The organism is Halorubrum trueperi, assembly GCF_042662525.1.
GTDB classification, from domain to species: Archaea; Halobacteriota; Halobacteria; order Halobacteriales; family Haloferacaceae; genus Halorubrum; species Halorubrum trueperi.
Genome location: NZ_JBHSXI010000012.1, coordinates 508,184 through 527,184 on the forward strand (window position 1 = coordinate 508,184; position 19,001 = coordinate 527,184).

19 protein-coding genes and 1 tRNA gene are annotated in these 19,001 nt (G+C 60.3%); 8 read left to right on the top strand and 12 right to left on the bottom strand.

Annotated features, from left to right (window positions below; translation table 11 throughout):
• Nucleotides 1-56 precede the first annotated feature (56 nt).
• Together ACFQEY_RS12995 and ACFQEY_RS13000 are read left to right on the top strand one after the other, a co-directional pair.
• On the top strand, nucleotides 57-374 hold the full coding sequence (locus ACFQEY_RS12995; RefSeq protein WP_379769206.1) for a zinc ribbon domain-containing protein: 318 nt from the start codon (nucleotides 57-59) through the stop codon (nucleotides 372-374).
• 116 nt (nucleotides 375-490) lie between these two features.
• Nucleotides 491-1,276 carry a sensor domain-containing protein gene (locus ACFQEY_RS13000; RefSeq protein ID WP_379769208.1) on the top strand — a complete coding sequence of 262 codons (786 nt, stop codon included), beginning with the start codon at nucleotides 491-493 and terminating at the stop codon, nucleotides 1,274-1,276.
• Nucleotides 1,277-1,329: 53 nt separating this feature from the next.
• On the opposite strand, the gene ACFQEY_RS13005 is transcribed toward ACFQEY_RS13000, so the two are convergent.
• From ACFQEY_RS13005 to gatC, 4 genes are all read right to left on the bottom strand, one after another.
• Entirely contained in the window at nucleotides 1,330-1,836 is a 507-nt protein-coding gene (locus tag ACFQEY_RS13005; protein WP_379769209.1) for a DUF5797 family protein, read from the bottom strand.
• Between the two features lie 76 nt (nucleotides 1,837-1,912).
• Nucleotides 1,913-2,539, bottom strand: a complete 627-nt coding sequence (locus ACFQEY_RS13010; protein ID WP_379769211.1) for a hypothetical protein — start codon at nucleotides 2,537-2,539, stop codon at nucleotides 1,913-1,915.
• Between the two features lie 90 nt (nucleotides 2,540-2,629).
• On the bottom strand, nucleotides 2,630-3,937 hold the full coding sequence (gene gatA, locus ACFQEY_RS13015; RefSeq protein WP_379769212.1) for an Asp-tRNA(Asn)/Glu-tRNA(Gln) amidotransferase subunit GatA: 1,308 nt from the start codon (nucleotides 3,935-3,937) through the stop codon (nucleotides 2,630-2,632).
• The gene (gene gatC, locus ACFQEY_RS13020) at nucleotides 3,937-4,287 is read right to left on the bottom strand and encodes an Asp-tRNA(Asn)/Glu-tRNA(Gln) amidotransferase subunit GatC (protein ID WP_379769213.1); all 351 of its coding nucleotides are present in this window, start codon (nucleotides 4,285-4,287) and stop codon (nucleotides 3,937-3,939) included. Before gatC ends, gatA begins: the two co-directional genes overlap by 1 nt.
• 232 nt (nucleotides 4,288-4,519) lie before the next feature.
• Here gatC and ACFQEY_RS13025 point away from each other — a divergent pair, with 232 nt between their 5' ends.
• Nucleotides 4,520-5,692 (top strand): MFS transporter, encoded by a 1,173-nt coding sequence (locus tag ACFQEY_RS13025; protein WP_379769215.1) that lies wholly within the window; start codon nucleotides 4,520-4,522, stop codon nucleotides 5,690-5,692.
• 152 nt (nucleotides 5,693-5,844) lie between these two features.
• Here the strand turns inward: ACFQEY_RS13025 and ACFQEY_RS13030 are convergent, their stop codons facing one another.
• The 4 genes from ACFQEY_RS13030 to msrA form a co-directional block, all read right to left on the bottom strand.
• Entirely contained in the window at nucleotides 5,845-6,516 is a 672-nt protein-coding gene (locus tag ACFQEY_RS13030; RefSeq protein WP_379769217.1) for a DUF2306 domain-containing protein, read from the bottom strand.
• Nucleotides 6,517-6,727: 211 nt separating this feature from the next.
• Complete coding sequence (locus ACFQEY_RS13035; protein WP_379769220.1) at nucleotides 6,728-7,882, bottom strand: pyridoxal phosphate-dependent aminotransferase; 1,155 nt, start codon at nucleotides 7,880-7,882, stop codon at nucleotides 6,728-6,730.
• A 202-nt stretch (nucleotides 7,883-8,084) separates the two neighbouring features.
• Entirely contained in the window at nucleotides 8,085-8,489 is a 405-nt protein-coding gene (gene ribH, locus ACFQEY_RS13040) for a 6,7-dimethyl-8-ribityllumazine synthase (RefSeq protein ID WP_379769223.1), read from the bottom strand.
• 798 nt (nucleotides 8,490-9,287) lie between these two features.
• Nucleotides 9,288-9,824, bottom strand: coding sequence for a peptide-methionine (S)-S-oxide reductase MsrA (msrA, locus tag ACFQEY_RS13045; RefSeq protein WP_379769226.1), 537 nt, complete (start codon nucleotides 9,822-9,824; stop codon nucleotides 9,288-9,290).
• 200 nt (nucleotides 9,825-10,024) lie between these two features.
• Between msrA and ACFQEY_RS13050 the strand changes: the two genes are divergently transcribed.
• The 3 genes from ACFQEY_RS13050 (at nucleotide 10,025) to ACFQEY_RS13060 (ending at nucleotide 12,403) form a co-directional block, all read left to right on the top strand.
• Nucleotides 10,025-10,109 (top strand) — tRNA-Leu (locus tag ACFQEY_RS13050).
• Between the two features lie 575 nt (nucleotides 10,110-10,684).
• Entirely contained in the window at nucleotides 10,685-11,779 is a 1,095-nt protein-coding gene (locus tag ACFQEY_RS13055) for an MFS transporter (protein WP_379769228.1), read from the top strand.
• A 342-nt stretch (nucleotides 11,780-12,121) separates the two neighbouring features.
• On the top strand, nucleotides 12,122-12,403 hold the full coding sequence (locus ACFQEY_RS13060; protein ID WP_379769231.1) for an SHOCT domain-containing protein: 282 nt from the start codon (nucleotides 12,122-12,124) through the stop codon (nucleotides 12,401-12,403).
• A gap of 137 nt (nucleotides 12,404-12,540) precedes the next feature.
• Here the strand turns inward: ACFQEY_RS13060 and ACFQEY_RS13065 are convergent, their stop codons facing one another.
• The 3 genes from ACFQEY_RS13065 to ACFQEY_RS13075 are packed head-to-tail and all read right to left on the bottom strand — an operon-like array spanning nucleotide 12,541 to nucleotide 14,538.
• Nucleotides 12,541-13,407 (bottom strand): VOC family protein, encoded by an 867-nt coding sequence (locus ACFQEY_RS13065; protein WP_379769234.1) that lies wholly within the window; start codon nucleotides 13,405-13,407, stop codon nucleotides 12,541-12,543.
• Between the two features lie 10 nt (nucleotides 13,408-13,417).
• Nucleotides 13,418-13,837 (bottom strand): DoxX family protein, encoded by a 420-nt coding sequence (locus tag ACFQEY_RS13070; RefSeq protein ID WP_379769236.1) that lies wholly within the window; start codon nucleotides 13,835-13,837, stop codon nucleotides 13,418-13,420.
• The gene (locus ACFQEY_RS13075) at nucleotides 13,837-14,538 is read right to left on the bottom strand and encodes an SDR family NAD(P)-dependent oxidoreductase (protein ID WP_379769239.1); all 702 of its coding nucleotides are present in this window, start codon (nucleotides 14,536-14,538) and stop codon (nucleotides 13,837-13,839) included. The genes ACFQEY_RS13070 and ACFQEY_RS13075 overlap by 1 nt, the downstream gene beginning before the upstream one ends.
• Before the next feature lie 61 nt (nucleotides 14,539-14,599).
• Here ACFQEY_RS13075 and ACFQEY_RS13080 point away from each other — a divergent pair, with 61 nt between their 5' ends.
• Both ACFQEY_RS13080 and ACFQEY_RS13085 read left to right on the top strand, forming a co-directional pair.
• Complete coding sequence (locus ACFQEY_RS13080; protein WP_379769241.1) at nucleotides 14,600-14,953, top strand: winged helix-turn-helix transcriptional regulator; 354 nt, start codon at nucleotides 14,600-14,602, stop codon at nucleotides 14,951-14,953.
• A gap of 16 nt (nucleotides 14,954-14,969) precedes the next feature.
• Entirely contained in the window at nucleotides 14,970-15,263 is a 294-nt protein-coding gene (locus ACFQEY_RS13085; protein ID WP_379769243.1) for an SUI1 family translation initiation factor, read from the top strand.
• 310 nt (nucleotides 15,264-15,573) lie between these two features.
• Here the strand turns inward: ACFQEY_RS13085 and ACFQEY_RS13090 are convergent, their stop codons facing one another.
• Complete coding sequence (locus tag ACFQEY_RS13090; protein ID WP_379769246.1) at nucleotides 15,574-18,909, bottom strand: SIR2 family protein; 3,336 nt, start codon at nucleotides 18,907-18,909, stop codon at nucleotides 15,574-15,576.
• Between the last annotated feature and the right edge of the window lie 92 nt (nucleotides 18,910-19,001).

A 19,001-nucleotide genomic window follows, 5' to 3' on the forward strand; every position in this document is an offset into this window, starting at 1 on the left:
CGAAAACGCCGAGGGAGGCACAAAAGGTTTATCGCTCGCGGCCGGACGTGAGCCCGATGCCCTCCGACGAGGATGACGACGAGGCGACGTACTCCGTGTTCGGCAACGACGCCGCAAACGAATTGGACCGACCGACTGACGACGCGCGGGCGGACTCCGAGGAGGTCGAACTCGGCGACGGATCGATGGGCTGCCCGAAGTGCGGAGACACGAAGACGGAGACCGACGAGATCGCGACGAGCGGAACCGGCTTCACGAAGCTGTTCGACGTTCAGAACCGCAAGTTCGTGGTGGTTTCGTGTTCGAACTGCGGCTACTCGGAGCTGTACAAGGGACAGTCGACGGGGAACGCGATCGACTTCTTCATCGGGTGACCGGCCGTCGGGAGCGAGCGACGTATGCCATCGGCGCGTGGCGGGTACTGATGGACGCGATCGGCGCGCCGTGAGCGACCGATTTATGCGCTCGGCATGAGGCGAACCATCCGCGTATGGTCTCCCGCGTTTCACCCTCCGACCTCCCGGTCGTCGGCGTCGTCGCCGACGGTCGAACGTATCGCAATCTGGTGTACCTCCTCCTTGCGATCCCGCTGGGGTTCGCGTACTCGGCGTTTTTCACGTTCGGGATCGCGTTCGGGCTCGTCCTCTCGGTCGTGCTCGTCGGGCTCGTGATCCTGTTCGCGACTCTGATCGGATCCCGACTGCTCGCAGGCGTCGAGCGGTGGCTCGCGAACGCGCTGTTGGGAACCGACCTGCGGCGTCCGGACGACCTCGACGACGGCGGCAGCGGAGCGCTCGCCGGCGTCAGGAAGTACGTCGACGCCCCGTCGACGTGGCAGGGACTCGGGTTCCTCACGCTGAAGTTCTGGGTCACGCTGTTCGCGTTCGTCCCGATCTTCGCCCTCGTGAACGCCCTCCCGCTCATCGCCGCACCGCTCCGGTACCCCTACGTGGCCACCTTCGGCGAGTCCAACGGCGAGCCCGTGACGTGGGCGATCGACACCCTTCCCGAGGCGGCCCTGGCGGTCCCGGTCGGGATCGTCGGCGTCCTCATCGCGCTCCACGTCACCAACGCCGTCGCCTACGCCGCCCGACAGATGGCGATCGCGTTGCTGGGCGAGCAGCCCCCGACGGGTGACGCGTCGAGCGAACCGCGACAGGAGAAGGCACAGGATGCGTCGAGTCCGACCGACGAATCGAGCGTGCGCGATACGTCGAGTTCGACTGGCGAATCGGCCGGACCGGACGAGGACAGCGACCCCGAGTCCCGGAGCTGATCGGCATCCATTGGGTGGAAATCACCCGACAATCCGTATGCGCAGCCACCCGGTCACTCGGCGATTTCGACCGTGATCGCGTCGCGCTCGACGGCGAGTTTGAACGTCGGCACGGTCCGGTAGACGACTTCGACCACGTTCTTGCGTTCGAGACTCCTGAGCGCGCGCCGAACCTCGTCGACTCCCGGATCGACGTCGAACGCGTCGCGGACGGCTTTGAGCACGGCCACGACCGACTGCGAGCGCTCGTCCGGCCCGGCCACGACCTCGAATACCTGCGCCTCCAGTTCGGGGACGCGGATCGTCTCCGGAGCGCCGCCCTTCGCGACCGCGTCCGCCTCGATCCCGGGCTCGACGTCGACGAGGTCGTTCGCCTCGGCGGTCGAGCGGATCAGGCTGTCGTCGTCGCGGTAGTAGTACTCCTTGAGATGGTTCTGGAGGTACTGATGGACCTCGCTGCCGCTCTCGAGTCCCCACGCGTCCTGCAGTTCGCCGTTCTTCGTCGGCTGGAGGCGGACGATGTCGGCGAGCCGGCTCAGCTCCTCGTCGGTCAGCGCCATACGTGCCCGTTCACGGGGGCAGGTATGGACGTTCCGGATTGCGCTCCCGCGGCGAGCGCCGAGATCGACCCGGCGCTCAGGGCTCGACGGAATTGTCATCCGCGTCGCCACCGGCGGAGCCGCTTTCGGCGGCCGCGTCGCCACCGGCGGAGTCGCTCTCGGCGGTCGCGTCGGTCGAAGGCTCCTCACCGGCGACGCGGTCGGCGACGAACGCCGACAGCGGGTCGACAGTCACCGTCAGTCGGGCCACCACGAACACGAGCGGCACGAGCGAGACGAGCAGGAACGCGGCGTCGTACGTCCACGCGAAGCCGTCGAGCAGCGGGGTTATCGCGGCCGCGAACCCGCGGTGGGCGACGAGCACCGCCGAGAGAACCACGAGCCAGTACACCATGCCGCTCGCGTTCTCGGCGACGGTCTCGACGTACTGTTCGGCGTCAGACCGGTGGAGGCTCATCCGCGCCAGCGACGCGAACTTCGGCGCTGCAAACAGCAGCAGCGCGACGACGCCAGCGGTCACAACCGCGCTCGCGACCGCGGCGAACGTCACCGGCGTGAGCGGGACCAGCCGATCCATCCCCGGCAGCAGCGTGAACAGGTACAAGACGCCCACCAGCGCGATCGCCGCGATGGCGATCCGGCTGGCGGGGCGAACGGTGTCGCGATCGAACGCATCCGGTACAGTCGATCCGTTTTCGGTCATGATGCGCCCGGGACGAGGGGTTGGAGGCACCTAAACGGACGAGACGCTCAACGCGATTTTACCCGGATTAACACTCGTCGAAGTCGGCGCTCAGCTGGCGTCCTCGACCGCGCTCGCCGCGCGAATTACGGTCTTCTCGTCGAACGCCGGTCCGACGACCTGGAGCCCGACCGGGAGCCCGTCGGCCTGCCCCGCGGGCACGGAGATCGCGGGGAGGTTCGCGAGGTTGGCGGGCGTCGTGTTCGCGTCCGCGAGGTACATCCGGAGCGGATCGTCAAGGCTCTCGCCCAGTTCAAACGGGAGCACCGGCATCGTCGGCGAGGCGATCACGTCGACGTCCTCGAAGGCCTCCTCGAAGTCGCTTCTGACCCACGCGCGGGCGTCTTGCGCCTTCTCGTAGTACTTGTTGTGGTAGCCGGCCGAGAGCGCGTACGTGCCGAGCAGTATCCGGCGTTTGACCTCCGCGCCGAACCCCTCCTCGCGCGTCTCCGCGAACGACTCGTTCCAGTTGCCGTCCGAGTCGGCGCGGTGGCCGTACCGCACCCCGTCGAACCGCGCGAGGTTCGAGGACGCCTCCGCCATCGCGATCACGTAGTACGCCTGCACCGCGTGCTCGACCGAGGGGAGCGAGATCTCCGTCGTCTCCGCCCCTTGCCCCTCCAGCTCCGCGATCGTGGTCTCGACCGTCTCGACGACGCGCTCGTCCGCGCCCTCGAACAGCTCCGTCGGGATCCCGATCGTCAGCCCGTCGACGTCGCCGTCGGCGGCCGCGGCGTAGCTCGCGTCGGGAGCTGCGCCTTCCACGTCGGCGAGGTCACGCGTGGTCCCGTCGTTCGGGTCCGGGCCGGCGATGACGTCGAGCGCGGCCGCCGCCTCCTCGACGGTGCTCGCGATCGGCCCGATCTGTTCGAGCGAGTTCGCGTACGCGATCAGCCCGTAGCGCGAGACGAGCCCGTACGTGGGCTTGATCCCGACGACGCCGCAGAACGCGGCCGGACAGCGCACGGAGCCGCCCGTGTCGGAGCCGAGCGCGAGGTCGGCCTCCCCGGCGGCGACCGCCGCCGCCGACCCGCCGGACGATCCGCCGGGGACGCGCTCGGGATCCGCGGGGTTCCGCACGGGGCCGAACGCGGAGGTCTCCGTCGTCGTGCCCATCCCGAACTCGTCCATGTTCGCCTTGCCGACGACGGTCGCGCCCGCGTCGGTCAGCCGCTCGACGACCGTCGCGGAGTACGGCGGGACGTAGTCGGCGAGCATCTCCGAGCCGCAGGTCGTCCGGATCCCCGCCGTGGAGATGTTGTCCTTGACGGCGACCGTCGCGCCCGCGAGGGGGCCGTCGGCGTCCGGATCGCCGTCGATCGTCTCCTCCGTGATGAAGGCGTTGTGGTCGACCGCCATCACGACACCTTCGGCCCGACGAAGAAGCCGTCCTCCGTCTCCGCGGCGTTCGACAGCGCTTCCTCCTGTGTGAGTCCCGTCGCAACCTCGTCGGGTCGCATCACGTTGACGAGTTCTTCCTCGCGGTCGGTCTCGGGGACCTCGTCGAGCGCCTCGAAGGAGTCGAGGATGTCGCCGAACTGGTCGACGAACTCCGCGACCTCGTCGTCGTCGAGGCGCACGCGAGCCAGCTCCGCGACGTGGCGGACCTCTTCGGCGTCGACGGCGGACGCGGTGGCGTCGGCGGTCTCGGCCCCGTCGGCCGACCCGTCGTCTCCCGCGCCGTCCGTCGACTCGGACGTATCGCTCATACGTCGAGGTGTCCCGGACCGGGAGTAAGGGTTTCGGAACGCCGCACCGCCGCCGACGTGAGCGACACAGACAAGCCGGTATCGGTGGGTACATTTCACCGCGAGGTCAACGCCGATCCATGTGTCGGAATCGTAGGCGAGTCGCCGGTCCGACGAGGCGGGCAGCCGAGCCGACAGGGCAGGTAGCCGAGCCTGCAGGGTGGGCAGCCGAACGGCTGGGGTACGCGAGCGAATGAACTGGCAGTACCGCCACACCGTGCTGGCGCTGTGCATGCTCGCCTTCTTCGTGACGTACTTCGCGCGGCTGGCGATCAGCCCGGTCGTCCCCTTCATCGTCGACGACTTCGCGGTGTCGAACACCGCGATCGGCGCGGCGCTGTCGGGCATGTGGTTCGCGTACGGCGTCTCGCAGTTCCCGAGCGGGATCCTCGCGGATCGATACGGCGAGCGCCGGGTGATCCTCCTCGCGGTGGGCGGGTCGACCGCGATGAGCGTCCTCCTCGCGTTCGCACCGGTGTTTCCCGCGTTCGTGCTCGTGGCGGTGTTGCTCGGGCTCGCCGCCGGCCTCCACTACGCGGTGGCGACGACGCTACTCTCGCGGACGTTCGACGAGCTCGGCACCGCGGTCGGGCTTCACTCGGTCGGCGGCCCGCTCGCCGGACTGACCGCGCCCGTCGCCGCCGCGTGGGTCGGCGTCAGGTACGGGTGGCGGCCGGCGGTGGCGCTCGCGGCCGTCGTCGGCGTGCCCGTCTTCGTGCTGTTCGTCCGGGGAGTCCGACCGACGGAACCCCGGCGGCCCGATCAACCGATGCGCGACCGGCTACAGCTCGGCCCGCTCGTGGCGCTGCTCTCGCGACCCGAGATCCTGCTGCCGCTTTTCGTCGCGATGATCGGCACGTACGTCGTCCAGGGAATTATGTCGTTTCTCCCGACGTTCCTCGTCGCGTTCCGTGACTACTCGCCCGGGACCGCCGCCGCCATCTTCTCCGTGTTCTTCGTCGTCCGGACCGTCGCACAGATCGGCACGGGTCGCATTGCGGACCGATTCGGTCGCGACACCGGGATCGGGATCGCGATCGGATCCGGAGCGATCGGAGCCGCCGGGTTCGTCGTCGTCCCCGATGTGGGCGGCGTCGCGCTCGGCGTCCTGGGTGCCGGGGTCGGGTCCAGTTTCTTCTCGGCGATCGACCCGCGGTTCATGGACGCGCTGAGCGACACCGAGCGCGGGGCGGGGTTCGGACTCGTTCGCACCGTCTACACCGTCGTCGGCTCGACCGGCTCCTTCGGCGTCGGGCTGGCCGCGGACCTGTTCGGCTGGGGCGTCTCCTTCGCGCTGCTCTCGGGGTTGTACGTGATCGCACTCGTCGCGCTCGTCGGGAACAAGCTGCTCGGGACGGGATACTAACCCGCGGTGAACGATCGGATTTCGGTTCGAACGAATCCGTTGAAATCCGCTTCTTCAGACGCGAAACAGGATGAAACAGTCGGTCGCTGTAGAGTGCGTATTAACTGATACCCACAATTTCGCATTTACTGTCTGTACTCGAATTCGATATTTCACTTCATCGGGTAGAGACGGGCAAATGGACCCATATTTCCGTATTTCCGGAACCAGTACCAAATGAGTGGAACTCCAATAACGGTTGGCCAAAGCCAGCTCACGACCGGCGAGATGTCACTGAAGTTGACGACTGACACCGCAGTTACCGTAGCGATGTACGCTCCCATCATTCGCCCGAGATGCTCAACCATCCATGGAGCTCGTTGGTCCGGATTCCGGAACTCCCGAAGGTCAGCGAAGCCGACACGAAGACCGATAGCACCGAAAACGACCATCACTGTCCCGAAGGAGTCTCCACCGAGAAGAAATCCAGCACCCCATCCCCCAAGGAACAGACACGCGACGACGACGAGAAGTGCTGCTATCCAATCGATTCGCCCAACAGTATCCGAGGACCGTTTTCGGGAGAGCACTCGATACCCGGAAAACGCGAAGTAGCCGCTAAAGATGGCGACTAACGTGAGAAATATGCGATTCGGGTTCGGGTCGAAAGCGAGTAATGGAAAGACGGTCCCGACGACCATACCCATTGCTCCGACGTAAATACGCCCGCTAAGTCGGTGACGATGGCCGCCTTTTGTGGTGACAAGTGCACCGACTCCTGCTAGCAGTGCGATGACCCCCGTAATAATGTGTATCCACAGTATAACTGATTCAGAAGTTAGCATGGCACACATCTGAGCAGTGAGATAATAACTGTTTTGGGCGTGTTACCCCGAATACGCCGGATATTCAGTAATTGAGTCGTATACGCAACTATAACATAGTGAGCCGTACTGACCGCACACGGGCCAACATATGTCACTCGTTGAGTATTTCAACAGAGCCGTTCGAACGTGAACCGCGTCGGGACGGTCGGATTAGCGAACGCCGTATCGACTAGAGGAGGTCGTTCGCGACGAGCCGGTCGACCGCCTCGCGGAGCCGCTCCGCGCTGGCAGCGTAGGAGATGCGGGCGTAGCCGGGCGCGTTGAACGCGCTGCCGGGAACGCACGCGACCGAGGCCTCTTCGATGGCGGCTTCACACCACGCCTGGTCGTCCGCGTCGACGGGAAGCATCATGTAAAACGCCCCGTCGCCGACGTCGACGTCGATCCCGTGCTCGTCGAACAGATCGACGAGGAGGTCGCGGCGGTCGGCGAACGCCTCGCGCATCTCCTCGACCGACTCGTCGGTGTTCTCCAGGGCCTCGACGCCCGCGTGCTGGACGAAGTTGACCGCACACGAGACGGAGTGCGAGTGGAGCTTGCCTGCCTGCCCGACGAAGTCGCCTTTCGCGTGGATGTAGCCGAGCCGCCACCCCGTCATCGAGTACGCCTTCGAGAAGCCGTTGACCGTGATCGTGCGGTCGGCCATCCCGTCGAGGCTCGCGAGCGAGACGTGGTCGGCGTCGTAGATGATGCGTTCGTAGATCTCATCGGAGATCACGGCAATGTCGTGTTCGACGGCGAGGTCGCGGACGCCCTCCAGGGCGGCCTCCGAGAAGACGGCCCCCGTCGGGTTCGACGGGGAGTTGACGACGAGCAGATCGGTGTCGTCGGAGACCGTCGCCGCGAGCTCGTCGAGCGCGGGTTCCAGTTGGAACCCGTGCGGGGCCAGATCGACGCGGGAGAGGTCGCCGCCGGCGAGTTTCGCCATCGCCTCGTAGGAGACCCACGCGGGGTCCAGGAGGACGACCTCGTCGCCCTCGTCGATCAGGGTCTGGAACGTCTCGTACAGCGCCTGCTTGCCGCCCGGAGTGACGATCACCTCGTCGGCGTCGGCGTCGATGTCGGTGCCGCGGAGCTTCTCCGCGATCGCCTCCGTGAGTTGCGGAATCCCGTTCGAGGAGGTGTAGCCCGTGTGGCCGGCGTCGAGCGCGTCCTTGCCGGCCTCCACGATGTTCGACGGGGTGTCGAAGTCGGGCTCGCCGACCGAGAGGTCGACGATGTCCGCCCCCTCCGCCTCCTTTTCGGCGGCGAGGTTCGATATCGCCAGCGTCGCGCTGGGCTCTACGCGTCCGATCCGGTCGGAGAAGTCGTATGCGTCGGTCATTGTCGTGTCGTGGGTTCGCTCGGTGTGCGGTGTGCGATCGATGCGTGATGTTCGATCGATGTGCGGTGTGCGATCGATGCGTGATGTTCGATCGATGTGCGGTGTGCGATCGATGCGTGATGTTCGAACGGTGTGCGGTATGCGATCGATGCGTGATGTTCGAACGGTGTGCGGTGTGCGATCGATGTGGTCACGGGGGCACTCAGTCGAGTTCCGCCGCGAGTTCGATCGCGGCGGTCGTCGCTTCGGCTCCCTTGTCGATCCGCTCGCGCGCCTCCGCGCCGGACATCCCCGGCCCGCTCACGCCGAACGTGACGGGGGTGTCGCGGTCGAGGCTCACCCGCGTGAGCTGTTCCGCGGTCGCGTTCGCGATGACGCGGTCGTGGTCGGTGTCGCCGGTGACGATGGCACCGACGACCGCGACCGCGTCGACGTCGTCGCGGCGCGCGAGCCGATCGGCGGCCAGCGGGCTGTCGTACGCCCCCGGCACGGACAGTTCGTCGACGACGACGGCGTCGCGATCGGCGGCCGCCGCACGGGCGGCTTCGGCCATCGGCTCCGTGACGGAGTCGTTGAACCGCGCCACCACCAGTCCCAGCGAGACCATACCGTCGGTCGAACCGGCGACGGCAAAGGTCTACCGTTCGACCGCGAGCCGCGACGTCTTCTAAGCCCCGATGATGGCTCTGACGATTCCGGCGACCAGTTGTTCGTCGGTGTCGTCGGTGACGAGGCGATCGAGAGCAACCTTCGCTGGATCGAATTATCAGTGATCGTTGCTGGCGCTGTGAACATCTACAAAGCCCCAGCCGCTCGCTTATACGTGATCGTTGACAGCGCGGTGAACATCTACAAAGCCCCAGCCGCGACGGCTCACGGCTTCGCCGCTCGCCAGTCGAGGGCTCCCTTCGGTCGCCCTCACATGACTCGATGCGCTCGCTGTGGTCCTCGTCGCTCGCTTTGCTCACTCCTGCGGTCCTTGCGTCGCGCGTCTTCGTCCTCGCGGCTGCCCCTTTGAATCCCACCCTGCACAGCAACAGCCCCGCACCTCACGCCTCCCCAACCTCGCCGCGGCCGCTTATAAGCGGCCGCGGGCTCCCTCGCGGGCTCCTCGCGGCCTATCGGCCGCTCGGAGGCGCGCCACAGCGTTGTTTATTTATAAGCAGCCGTCGCTGCCGCGCTTATTCATTTAAATACTACGTCGCTAACGGCGGTTTGCTATACCCACATCCGCTATCGATCAAGAGGGACGGTTCAGCGACCAGCTGGTTCGGACAAAAAATACGTCTGAAGAAGCAGATTTCAACAGGACCAGCTATCGGTTGGATCGGCGGGACACGGTCGGCTGCGGTGACCGGGATGGGGACTGCGATGCTGGTCGCGATCAAGACGGGGTGTCGACCGCTCACTCCACCATTTTCGCTTCGAACTTCTCGCGAACTTTCTCCATCTTCGGCTTCGCGTGGAAGGTGCAGTAGGCGTCGTCGGGGTTCTTCGCGAAGTAGTCCTGGTGGTGTTCCTCCGCGCGGTAGAACGTCTCCAGCGGTTCGATCTCGGTGACGACATCGTCTTCGTACGCCGCATCGAGTACGTCGACGTACGCCTCGGCGATCTCGCGCTGTGCGTCGTCGTGGTAGAGGACGATGGAACGGTACTGGCTGCCCACGTCGGGGCCTTGGCGGTTGAGCTGGGTCGGGTCGTGGATCTCAAAGAAGGCTTCGAGGACCTCGTCGTAGGCGATTACGTCGGGGTCGAACGCGACCTGTACGACTTCCGCGTGGCCGGTGCTGCCGGAGCAGACCGCCGCGTAGGAGGGGTTCTCGACGTGGCCGCCGGCGTAGCCGGAGGTGACCGACTCGACGCCGGCGAGCTGTTCGAGCGCCGCCTCGGTACACCAGAAGCACCCGCCGCCGAGGGTTGCAGTTTCGAGCGTGTCTGACATGCACGCGAGTAGGGGCCGAAGCCGTATTAATGGCGCGTGGCGGTCGACATGACCCGGCGAGCGTCGAGGGAGGGCTGGATTGGCATCGCTAGCGATACCGGTTTGCGATGGCGCTCTGGCGGGGCTGGGCGCTCGGAGGCGCTTCACCGCCCGTGGCGGTTCGTCAGGTTCTTGAGTCGCTTGCGTCTATCCTCGAACGCGCGCGGGTTGCCGAGCCAGGCCAAAGGCGTAGCGCTTAGGACGCTATCCCGTAGGGGTCCGCCGGTTCAAATCCGGTCCCGCGCATGAGCGAACGAAGTGAGCGAAGAGCAGGAGCGATTTGAATCCTAGAAGTCGCGCGCAACGAGCAGAGCGAGTGAGCACGTCTTCTTTCGGTTCGAATCCGGTCCCGCGCACTGAACGAAAGCCGACGAGCGAAGCGAGTCGGCTGGAGTGAGGGAGCAGGACCGGTTCGAACCCTACGAGACGCAGCGCGAACGAAGTGAGCGACCGTCTCGTTCCGGTTCAAATCCGGTCCCGCGCACTACCATCAGAACACATCGAGCCCAGTGGCTCTCAAGAGTTACCGACGGTGCTGGATGAATATTTTAGGCTCTGTTGAAATCCTCAACAGATGATACATTCTGATCCGGTTGCGGTCAATACAGTGGGGCTATAGTACTGCGGCGTTGAGACGAAGGGAAACCGGTAATTGAGGGGTTAAAGCCAGCTACTATGTCCACTGAGAGGAGTATTGCTAGTTATACCCGATGGAATTTGCTGCCGTGTTTCGCAAAGAATTGTCAGCGCTATGGGGAGACGGAAAAGGAGTATCGCTTGTTGCAATTGCTACTGGATGGGGTTTGCTGAACGGGGTTCGTATGGTGTACCCCGTCATTATCCCCTATCTCCAAGCTGATTACAATCTGAGTCTGACGGTTGCCGGTCTATTAGTGACTGTTCTCTGGTTCTTTGCTGCTATCGGCCAGTTACCGGGAGGTATCCTTGCGGACAGGTACAACGAGCGAGCGCTTATGGCAGTGAGTACAGTTATCGTTGCGGCAGCACTCGGACTTGTCGTCACGTCCTCGTCGCCAGTTATACTGTTTTTTGCAACTGCAATCTGGGGTCTCGGCCATTCTCTGTACCCAATCGCCAGAATCACACTCCTATCCAAGCTCTACTCTGAGCGACTTGGAAGCGCCCTTGGCGTGACAATGGCAACAGGGGATCTTGGCCAGACCGTTCTTCCGCCGATTGCGGGCGCTTTCGCCGCGGTTATCGCTTGGCAGATTGGTCTGGGTTTTGTAGCACCGCTCCTCGTTCTGGCCGGACTCAGTATCTTTGCCATGTCTTCCGGCTATGCCTCGACTGAAGGATCAACCAATACGCGATCGATCTGGGAGACACTAAACGTTGTTACAGAGCTTCGGAACCCGGCAATGGGATTTATGACCGGTATTTTATTTCTCTATATGTTCATCTGGCAGTCGTTTACTGCGTTCTATCCAACCTACCTAACCACTGTAAAGGGGCTATCGTCACAATCAGCGGGTATTCTATTCGGGTTCTTTTTTGCTGTTGGCGTTGTTGTGAAGCCTGTAGCCGGTGTGGCCTATGACCGAATTGGTATGCGAAAATCACTGATTGGCATTCTCACTCCAGCTACAGCAGGGTTCCTTCTCCTCCCTGCACTTAATGATATCTGGCTCCTCGGTGGAATCACCGCTCTCATAAGTACTATGCTTGGAACCGGGGCGGTTACACAATCATTCCTTGCAGATTCGTTCTCTGACGAGAGTCAAGGAGCAGGTCTCGGTGTGATTCGAACGCTCACAGCATCTCTCGCTGCTGGCGGTCCAGTTCTTTTTGGCGTGGTAGGTGATTACGGATACTTCAATGAGGGATACATCGTATTAGCTGTAATAATGGCACTAGTTGTCACTCTCACATTTTGGATGCCAGAAGAAAACTGAGTATGATAACTGTTGAATTGACTTACCTGTATATTGATTTTTGAGGTAATTCTATTCTTTAGTAAATATTTTGCGCGAAGCACACGTACACTATGCACTCTTCGTCGACCGGCTATTTCAGTCGATAATGGATCTGAAGAATAGGATTTCAACAGAGTCACCGCTTTGCAATTCAAAGTCGGAGTTGATGGGCTCTACTCCGTCAAGAGGCCGGTTTTATTGCCTTTCCCGTGCTACTCTCTACCTAGGAGAGAATCCACAATGTCCAGTCAACATCAAGGCGACTCGCTTCTTCGGATAGTCATCATCGTATTAGCCGTCATTGTACTCTTTCCCCTGCTGATGATGATGTTTGCGCTGCCGACGATGGGAATGATGGGCTGGTGGTGGGGTGGCGGCGGCTCAGGTATGGGAGTCGCACCGATGTGGGGCATCGGGATGATGCTTCTCTTTCTTCTCGTCCTCCTCGGGATCGGATACGTACTGTACCGTGGTCTGGTGGACGGGCAGGTTCTCGAACATGACCGTGCGCTCGAAGAGTTGCGGACAGCGTACGCTCGCGGGGACCTGACTGACGAGGAGTTTGAGCAACGGCGACAGCGCCTGCAGCGAAACCAAGAGTGAGAGTGTCCAGCTCTGTAGAACCCCTCAATTACTGATGGCTTAGTGAGGTGTGATAAACACAGAGTAACGTTCAGCACCACACACTCGGTCGTGGTAGTCGATTCGCTACTAAACGATCCCCAGTATTCTATAACCACCTAGGTTGCTGACTCTACCCGAAGTCGAATCTCGATGCCATCCGGATCTGTGACTACGATACCGTCGTCCATCTCGGTAACTGGAATCTCGCCGGCTACGAACCGCTCTCGAACAGCATCGAGTACTTCCGGATCCGGGACAACCACCTCGAACCACGACAGCCCTCGTCCGTCGCTTGGTGTCGTCCGATGGTGCCACGTGTTCGCCCCGATGTGATGGTGGTACCCTCCGGCAGACACGAAGTGTGCGTTCGGCCAGGTTGCTTGCACCTCGAACCCGAGAGTGTCTACGTAGAAGTCCTTGAATGCGTCGAGCGAGGAGACTTCGAGATGGACATGGCCGACGTCTGTGCCCGGCGGTGCCCGATTTCCACCACTACCAGCGGCTTCGATCCTATCGAGATCGAGTCGATCGGAGCCGATTCTGATCGTCCCATTGTCGTCGATGGACCACTCGTCGCGGGGGAAGTCCCGGTAGATCTCAACGCCGTTCCCCTCGGGATCTGTGAGATACAGCGCCTCGCTGACGAGATGGTCGGACGCACCACCGAGCTGCCAGTGGTCTCGTATCCGACCGAGCGCGTCACCGAGCGCCTCGCGTGAGGGCACTCTGAATGCATTGTGGTAAAGCCCGGTGCCCGATCGGTGACGCTTCAGGGCATCTTCCGCTTCCTCCAGGACGAGCAGTGACGTGTCGGCGACCCCGAGAACGGCGGTCGTGTCGCTTGTGCTGAGCACACTGAGGCCGACGACGTCCCGGTAGAATCCGGTCATCTCATCGAGATCGGCGACGCGAAGCGCAGTCCGGCCGATACGGGTTCCTCGCGGGAGAGCGTCTGCATTCTCTGGATTCGGTTGCGTGGTCATTCGAATCTCCTTAGAGGCCGATGTTGAGTGCGTACGGCCAGTCGATTCCACCAAGCGCCCCGAATACGAGCGCGGCTCCGAAGAGCGCAGCGTTCTTCAGGAAGTTCGTCATCTCGGACTGGCGCTGTTCGGGATCCTCGACCGTCCAGAAGTCGTGCATGACCGGCGTTACGCCCAGGAAGAACAGGGCGATGGCCGCCGCGCCGATGAGTGGGTACACCCCGAGGATGATGGCGAGTCCGCCCACGACGAGCATGAGGCCGGACCCCGCAACGGATAACCGTGGGGCGGGGACGCCCTTTGAGGCGGCGTAGCCACTCATTCCCTCCAGCCCGATGAAGTGGTTCAATCCCATGAAACCGAGCACCGCGCCGAAGATGAGGCGGCCGACCAAGAAGGCAAGCCCACCACCGGCAGTCTCCAGAGCCATTATGCCTCCAGCTCCGGCTGACCGCCAGTCATCTGGATGATCTGCCCCGTCACACCGTCGTTCGAGAGCAGGTGGACCACTTCATCGATGACCGCCGCAGGGGCCGTCCACTCGGAGAAATCGGCGTCGGGCATCGCCTCCCGGTTCCCCGGGACGTCGATGAGGAACGGGGCGATCGCGTTGACGCGAGCATCGAGTTCGACGTCGAGCGACTCGGTCAGCGTCCGGACTGCGCCCTTGCCAACGTTGTAGGCCAGCGTGCCCGGGACCGGATCGATCGCTCGGTCGGAGCTGAACAGGACGATACCGCTGTGTTCACTGAGCTGGTCGGCGAACGCCTTGACCGTCAGGAACGCCGTCGTCGCGTGGAGGCTGAGTGCGGATTCGAACGCCTCTCCATCGGTTTCGTTGATGCCGCCCATCGAAAACCCACCAGCGAGGCCGACAATGTGATCGACCGAGCCGTGTTCTTCGGTGACGGTTTCAGCGAACGCTTCGACCGCCGGTTGGTCGGTGAGATCGACGTGGTGGTATGACACCGCGTCGGCGTACTCTGCGCTGGTCTCGACAGCATCTCTCTCGGTCTCGGTCACGTAGGTGCCGATCACATCTGCGCCCTGGTCAACGAGCTGGTCCGTCACGTATGGGCCGATGTTGCCGGTCGCACCGGTCACAAGCACCGTCGAGTTTTGTAGTTCCATTACATTACCTAGTTGGCTGCCAAACCTTATATAGCTCAGGCAACTATAAGATAACCAAGTAATGGCGACCCAACTACCGACGTCGAAATCCGATACAGAATCCGACATCGAGCAACGGAATGCGGATGTTTGCAACGTCGTGGGGTCGATCGAGGAGATCGGGTCGAAGTGGAAGCTCATCGTCCTCAACGATCTGCGCGACGGCGAAAAGCGGTTCAACGAACTCAAGCGATCGACGGGCGCGAGTTCGTACACGCTCTCACGCGTGCTTGATGACTTGGAAGACGAAGCGCTCATTGAGAACCGCAAGGAGTTCGAATCGCCGGTTGCGAGCTATTACAAGATGACTGAGAAAGGCAGTGCGCTCTGTCCCGTCTTCGACGTGTTAGACGAGTGGGGAGAGGACTGGCTCTAAAGTTGGTGGCCAAAACATGACAGACGACACGCCATTCGATGATCTCGATGTCCCTGAGGACCCACTCGAAGATCTGGACCGGGCGACACAACAGTTGACTGTCCGGACCGAAGAGCGTCGGTATGGCAAGAAAATGGTCGTTATCGAGGGCTTCGAAGGAGCCACCGATCTCAAATCACTCGCGTCGGAGCTGAAATCTGCACTCGGAACCGGTGGTACAGTCAAAGACGACACCATCGAACTCCAGGGCGATCACGAGGAGCGTGTCCGCGACCTGCTCATCGAAAACGGATACGCTGTCACAGGTTGACATCCTCCCCGCCCTGAAAGGCGAGGTTTTAGCCTCAAAAGTTCCATAACACCCGCAACGCAGTATCGAGACTCAGACCTATGTTCTATCTCCGTGGAATGTAAACACCATTCACGGAATACAACAGATTTTTCCTTAGCCGTCGATTCTATGGTCGAAACTGACGCTTCTGTCGATCACCAGAGCAATAGGTAAATCGTTGAATCAATATTCTGTGTGCAGCACACTTTTCCTGACAGCATCCTGGTAGCCTATTTCGATGCTGCTGCATACAGGGCGCGTATGGATGAGTGTCATCTTGAGATAACGATCAATTAACTGTCGAGCCATAGGACTGTTGGATGTTTTCGTCGACGCGCTGCATTAGCTTGAAGATGTCTTCGTGAAGATCGTACTGCTGTTCGAGGTCTTTGAGTTTGACATCGGTGTCTGTGATCCACTCTAAGTAGCACGTACAAGCGGTTTGTTCTGCACCTTCTAGGTTGAGTTCGGGGATGATGGTGTTGAATAACGCGTCATTGCTGAACGCTTGAGCGATGTAGGTTAGGTAGTTCAACCGAGTGCCGAGTGCTTGTTTCTCGTTGAATTGCTTGGATAGGCGGTCGATATAGCGGTCGAAGTAGGGGAGCCAAGCAGCAAGGTAGGGATAGTTTCCTGTACCGAGAATATAGTGAACCCAAAAATCAGTTCCTTCCATAACAATATCACTTGTAGCGGTTGGGGCGTCAGTGTAGGCTTCAAAGAGCCAGCCATAGACGTGTGAAGGCTGGGGCATCAGTTCCTGATAACCGTGCTCGCGGTACACAACGGATGCTTTCAGTAAGGTATCGAGGCACTTTGCGATGCCGAGTATATCCGATATATTTGCATAGTTGAGGTAGGCTTCGAAAAATGCGCCTTCGGCTGTTCGAAGCCGGTCAACCATCTCTTCATAATTCTCGGTATTTCGTGCATGATTGACTGCGCCGGTGAACAGATTCGCATAGACTTTGCCTTTGTCGGCAGTGAATCCTTCTAAGTGCGCGATTGCTGGAAGGGCTTCGGTAGCTGTGGTTGTAGCGGCTTCGAAGTCGCTTTGCCTGATGTGGATCGCCGCTTGATTGTCGAGACATAGTGCTTTCCGGATGGGGCGCTGGGCGTGTTCAAATGCCTCTGCCGCCTGTTTTAGCCACCGAATTGAGGTCTGGGGGTCGTCCCGTATCGTTGCTGGTGGGAGGCGATGAGAATTACGTTGTAGGTAGAGATGTGCCAATAGTTCTCGGACGATACCGAGCAGGTACGCATTCGATGGTAACTTCAGCTTGGCTTCTGCCTGCTGTAATTGTACTCTGGCGGTTTCTGCGTCACCCATCAAACTCGCGATCTGGCCAGCTAAGAGCTGGTCGAATGGCATACCGATCGCTTTCTCGAATTTCGTTTCGACCTCAGTGAAGTAGGGTGGGCAAACCATGCCGGAGACACCCTCGACCAAGTCCCATGCTTGGTAATAGATCCGGAAAAGATCTAACGCGGTGGCCCTTGGAAGCGAGGTTAAAACTCCGATATCATCTGCTGCCACACTGAAATAGTCGCGTAGTGCATAGTAAACGGATATCGGATACCCTCCGCCGATCAACTGATCGGAAAACTCACGCAGGTGATGGATGCCCTGTTGGTACTGGTTGGCCTGCCAGGCATAGTGTTCGGCTTCGATCGTGAAGTGCCCTTCATGTATGGTGGGTCGCTCACTCCCGATGGTTCTAAATGATGCCGCCAGCTCTCGTGCGATCTCCTGGGTCTCCTCGGTGTCGATATATGTGTCAAGGAGGATGTGACGGACAGTTGCACGAATTCGATATCGGCCCTGTCGCTCTATCACAAGGTCGCGCTCTTGGAGATTTGATAGTACAGATTTAACGGAGATATCGCTGGTATCCTCTGGTAATGAAGATGGTTTAACTGCGAAACGGAGGTGTGCCATCACTTTGAGAACGGCCAGTTCTTCGCTCGTCACCCTCTCGATCTCTGCTGAGATCTCTTCGGTGTTCGTTGACTGGATTGCTTCTGGCGCCATTGAGCGTTGCTGCGAGCGGGTGACAGTACCGTGAGCTATTTTCGGCTTGGATGACACTATCTCAGGATCACCCTGCAGATACGTGGTGATAATCAGTTTTCCATTGTCCGTGTCCGTGGTTATATTCATCAAGTCTACAAGGAGATCCCAATAATCTAATCTGACCCCAATATCAATTGGGTCGCTAGCGACCGGTTCGAACGGATTATCAATAATTATTGTCGTGCCTTCGTTGAACAGTTGCTCTAGAATGTCTTCAATTCCGCTTAGTTGCTTCGTAGCGACGCCGACTGACTCCGCAAACAATTTCAGATCATCAATTAAGCGCTCTTGGATGGGATTCCGACTAAATTGGTGATCGAAATAGAACACTGGGTTTTCAGACTGTTCGGTGAGGTAAGCCACTAAACGTGATATTTCCGAATGCGTCAGATTCCACAGAAAGACCGGTGCTTGGTTACCGCGCTCGGAAATGATATCTTCAAACTTAGTTGATGGAAGCTCAGTTGTATCGATTTTATCATCTGCATAGGTGGCTTCTGGGTGTTGCCGAGGCGAACCGAACATACTTCCTAGTGCTTCCGTGAGGTGAGAGCGCTCCTTTGTAATACCGAACGGTGGCACCGTTGGCGCAGGGACGTCAAGGACGTTACAGAGGCCGCCGAAAAATTGGTGGGCACCAAGCGAGGAAATGTCGGTAAGCGGCCCAGCGTGGGCTGCCACTTCGTCGTCTGTCATCGCGAATTCTGGAACCCGGAACGATGATTCAGTGGATACCTCCTCCGGTCCGATAATGTGGGCAGGTTTTCCTTCACGCCGCAGTATCGAGACTAGTTCAGACACCGGTTCGGGAACATCCGAGTCTGAGTATGTCACCCACCACAGCCCCTGGGAGATTCCATGGTCACTTCTTGCAGCCATTTTCAATAGCTCCATGATGGTTTCGTCGGAGCCGTTATAACCGACCACGACGAGGCCCTGATCTTGTAATACTGAATGGATCTTTGTCCGCATATTCTGCGTTAGGCGGGCTTCCATCTCTGTCGAGAGATTCGCTAAATCATCGAAGAGGAAATCACCGTGCAGTTTCAGGACCCGTGTCGTGCTATCACGCTGATTACCGCTCTCAATATCATCATCGTATTGATATACACGATGGTTCTCCGTACAAACGACCTTTAGGCCAATTTCAACTAGATGATCAAAGTTCGTCGTGAAGAGGTCTGCGAAAAGCCCGTCAGTGACCAACGCCGCTAGTTGATAATGCGCTCCCAGTGCCCCAGTCTCGCCATAGTCATCGACGTACGTCTTGTTTACTGGCGGGATTCCACCGATGAGCTTCTCGATCTTTGCTCGTCGCTGCCCTCGGTTTTCTGGCCCACCAAGCGCCTGCTGCCAAGCATCAGCATACGCCACATCTTCACAGTCTTCGAACGCATCCGGGTACTCCGACTGAAGATAATCTACGATGCTTACACCCAGCGGAACACCAGCCCTTGCTGAAATCCCAGCACCAGCAAACACCGATAAATCTGCTCTTGATTCCAATGCCTGAATCAGTTCAGCCCATCCAGAGCCGGTGTCACATCTCATATTGGGGGCCTCCTATAGTATTCCCATCATTCGTCTTTAGCTAAGCCTCACACCTCGGTTGCGTAGCGGTAGCGAGCGTCTCCTGTAAGATC

Bases quoted from the DNA above. Each gene is read 5' to 3' on its own strand.
- ACFQEY_RS12995 (WP_379769206.1), top strand. From the start codon at position 57: ATGCCCTCCGACGAGGATGACGACGAGGCGACGTACTCCGTGTTCGGC.
- ACFQEY_RS13000 (WP_379769208.1), top strand. From the start codon at position 491: ATGGTCTCCCGCGTTTCACCCTCCGACCTCCCGGTCGTCGGCGTCGTC.
- ACFQEY_RS13005 (WP_379769209.1), bottom strand. From the start codon at position 1,836: ATGGCGCTGACCGACGAGGAGCTGAGCCGGCTCGCCGACATCGTCCGC.
- ACFQEY_RS13010 (WP_379769211.1), bottom strand. From the start codon at position 2,539: ATGACCGAAAACGGATCGACTGTACCGGATGCGTTCGATCGCGACACC.
- gatA (WP_379769212.1), bottom strand. From the start codon at position 3,937: ATGGCGGTCGACCACAACGCCTTCATCACGGAGGAGACGATCGACGGC.
- gatC (WP_379769213.1), bottom strand. From the start codon at position 4,287: ATGAGCGATACGTCCGAGTCGACGGACGGCGCGGGAGACGACGGGTCG.
- ACFQEY_RS13025 (WP_379769215.1), top strand. From the start codon at position 4,520: ATGAACTGGCAGTACCGCCACACCGTGCTGGCGCTGTGCATGCTCGCC.
- ACFQEY_RS13030 (WP_379769217.1), bottom strand. From the start codon at position 6,516: ATGCTAACTTCTGAATCAGTTATACTGTGGATACACATTATTACGGGG.
- ACFQEY_RS13035 (WP_379769220.1), bottom strand. From the start codon at position 7,882: ATGACCGACGCATACGACTTCTCCGACCGGATCGGACGCGTAGAGCCC.
- ribH (WP_379769223.1), bottom strand. From the start codon at position 8,489: ATGGTCTCGCTGGGACTGGTGGTGGCGCGGTTCAACGACTCCGTCACG.
- msrA (WP_379769226.1), bottom strand. From the start codon at position 9,824: ATGTCAGACACGCTCGAAACTGCAACCCTCGGCGGCGGGTGCTTCTGG.
- ACFQEY_RS13055 (WP_379769228.1), top strand. From the start codon at position 10,685: ATGGTGTACCCCGTCATTATCCCCTATCTCCAAGCTGATTACAATCTG.
- ACFQEY_RS13060 (WP_379769231.1), top strand. From the start codon at position 12,122: ATGATGATGTTTGCGCTGCCGACGATGGGAATGATGGGCTGGTGGTGG.
- ACFQEY_RS13065 (WP_379769234.1), bottom strand. From the start codon at position 13,407: ATGACCACGCAACCGAATCCAGAGAATGCAGACGCTCTCCCGCGAGGA.
- ACFQEY_RS13070 (WP_379769236.1), bottom strand. From the start codon at position 13,837: ATGGCTCTGGAGACTGCCGGTGGTGGGCTTGCCTTCTTGGTCGGCCGC.
- ACFQEY_RS13075 (WP_379769239.1), bottom strand. From the start codon at position 14,538: ATGGAACTACAAAACTCGACGGTGCTTGTGACCGGTGCGACCGGCAAC.
- ACFQEY_RS13080 (WP_379769241.1), top strand. From the start codon at position 14,600: ATGGCGACCCAACTACCGACGTCGAAATCCGATACAGAATCCGACATC.
- ACFQEY_RS13085 (WP_379769243.1), top strand. From the start codon at position 14,970: ATGACAGACGACACGCCATTCGATGATCTCGATGTCCCTGAGGACCCA.
- ACFQEY_RS13090 (WP_379769246.1), bottom strand. From the start codon at position 18,909: ATGAGATGTGACACCGGCTCTGGATGGGCTGAACTGATTCAGGCATTG.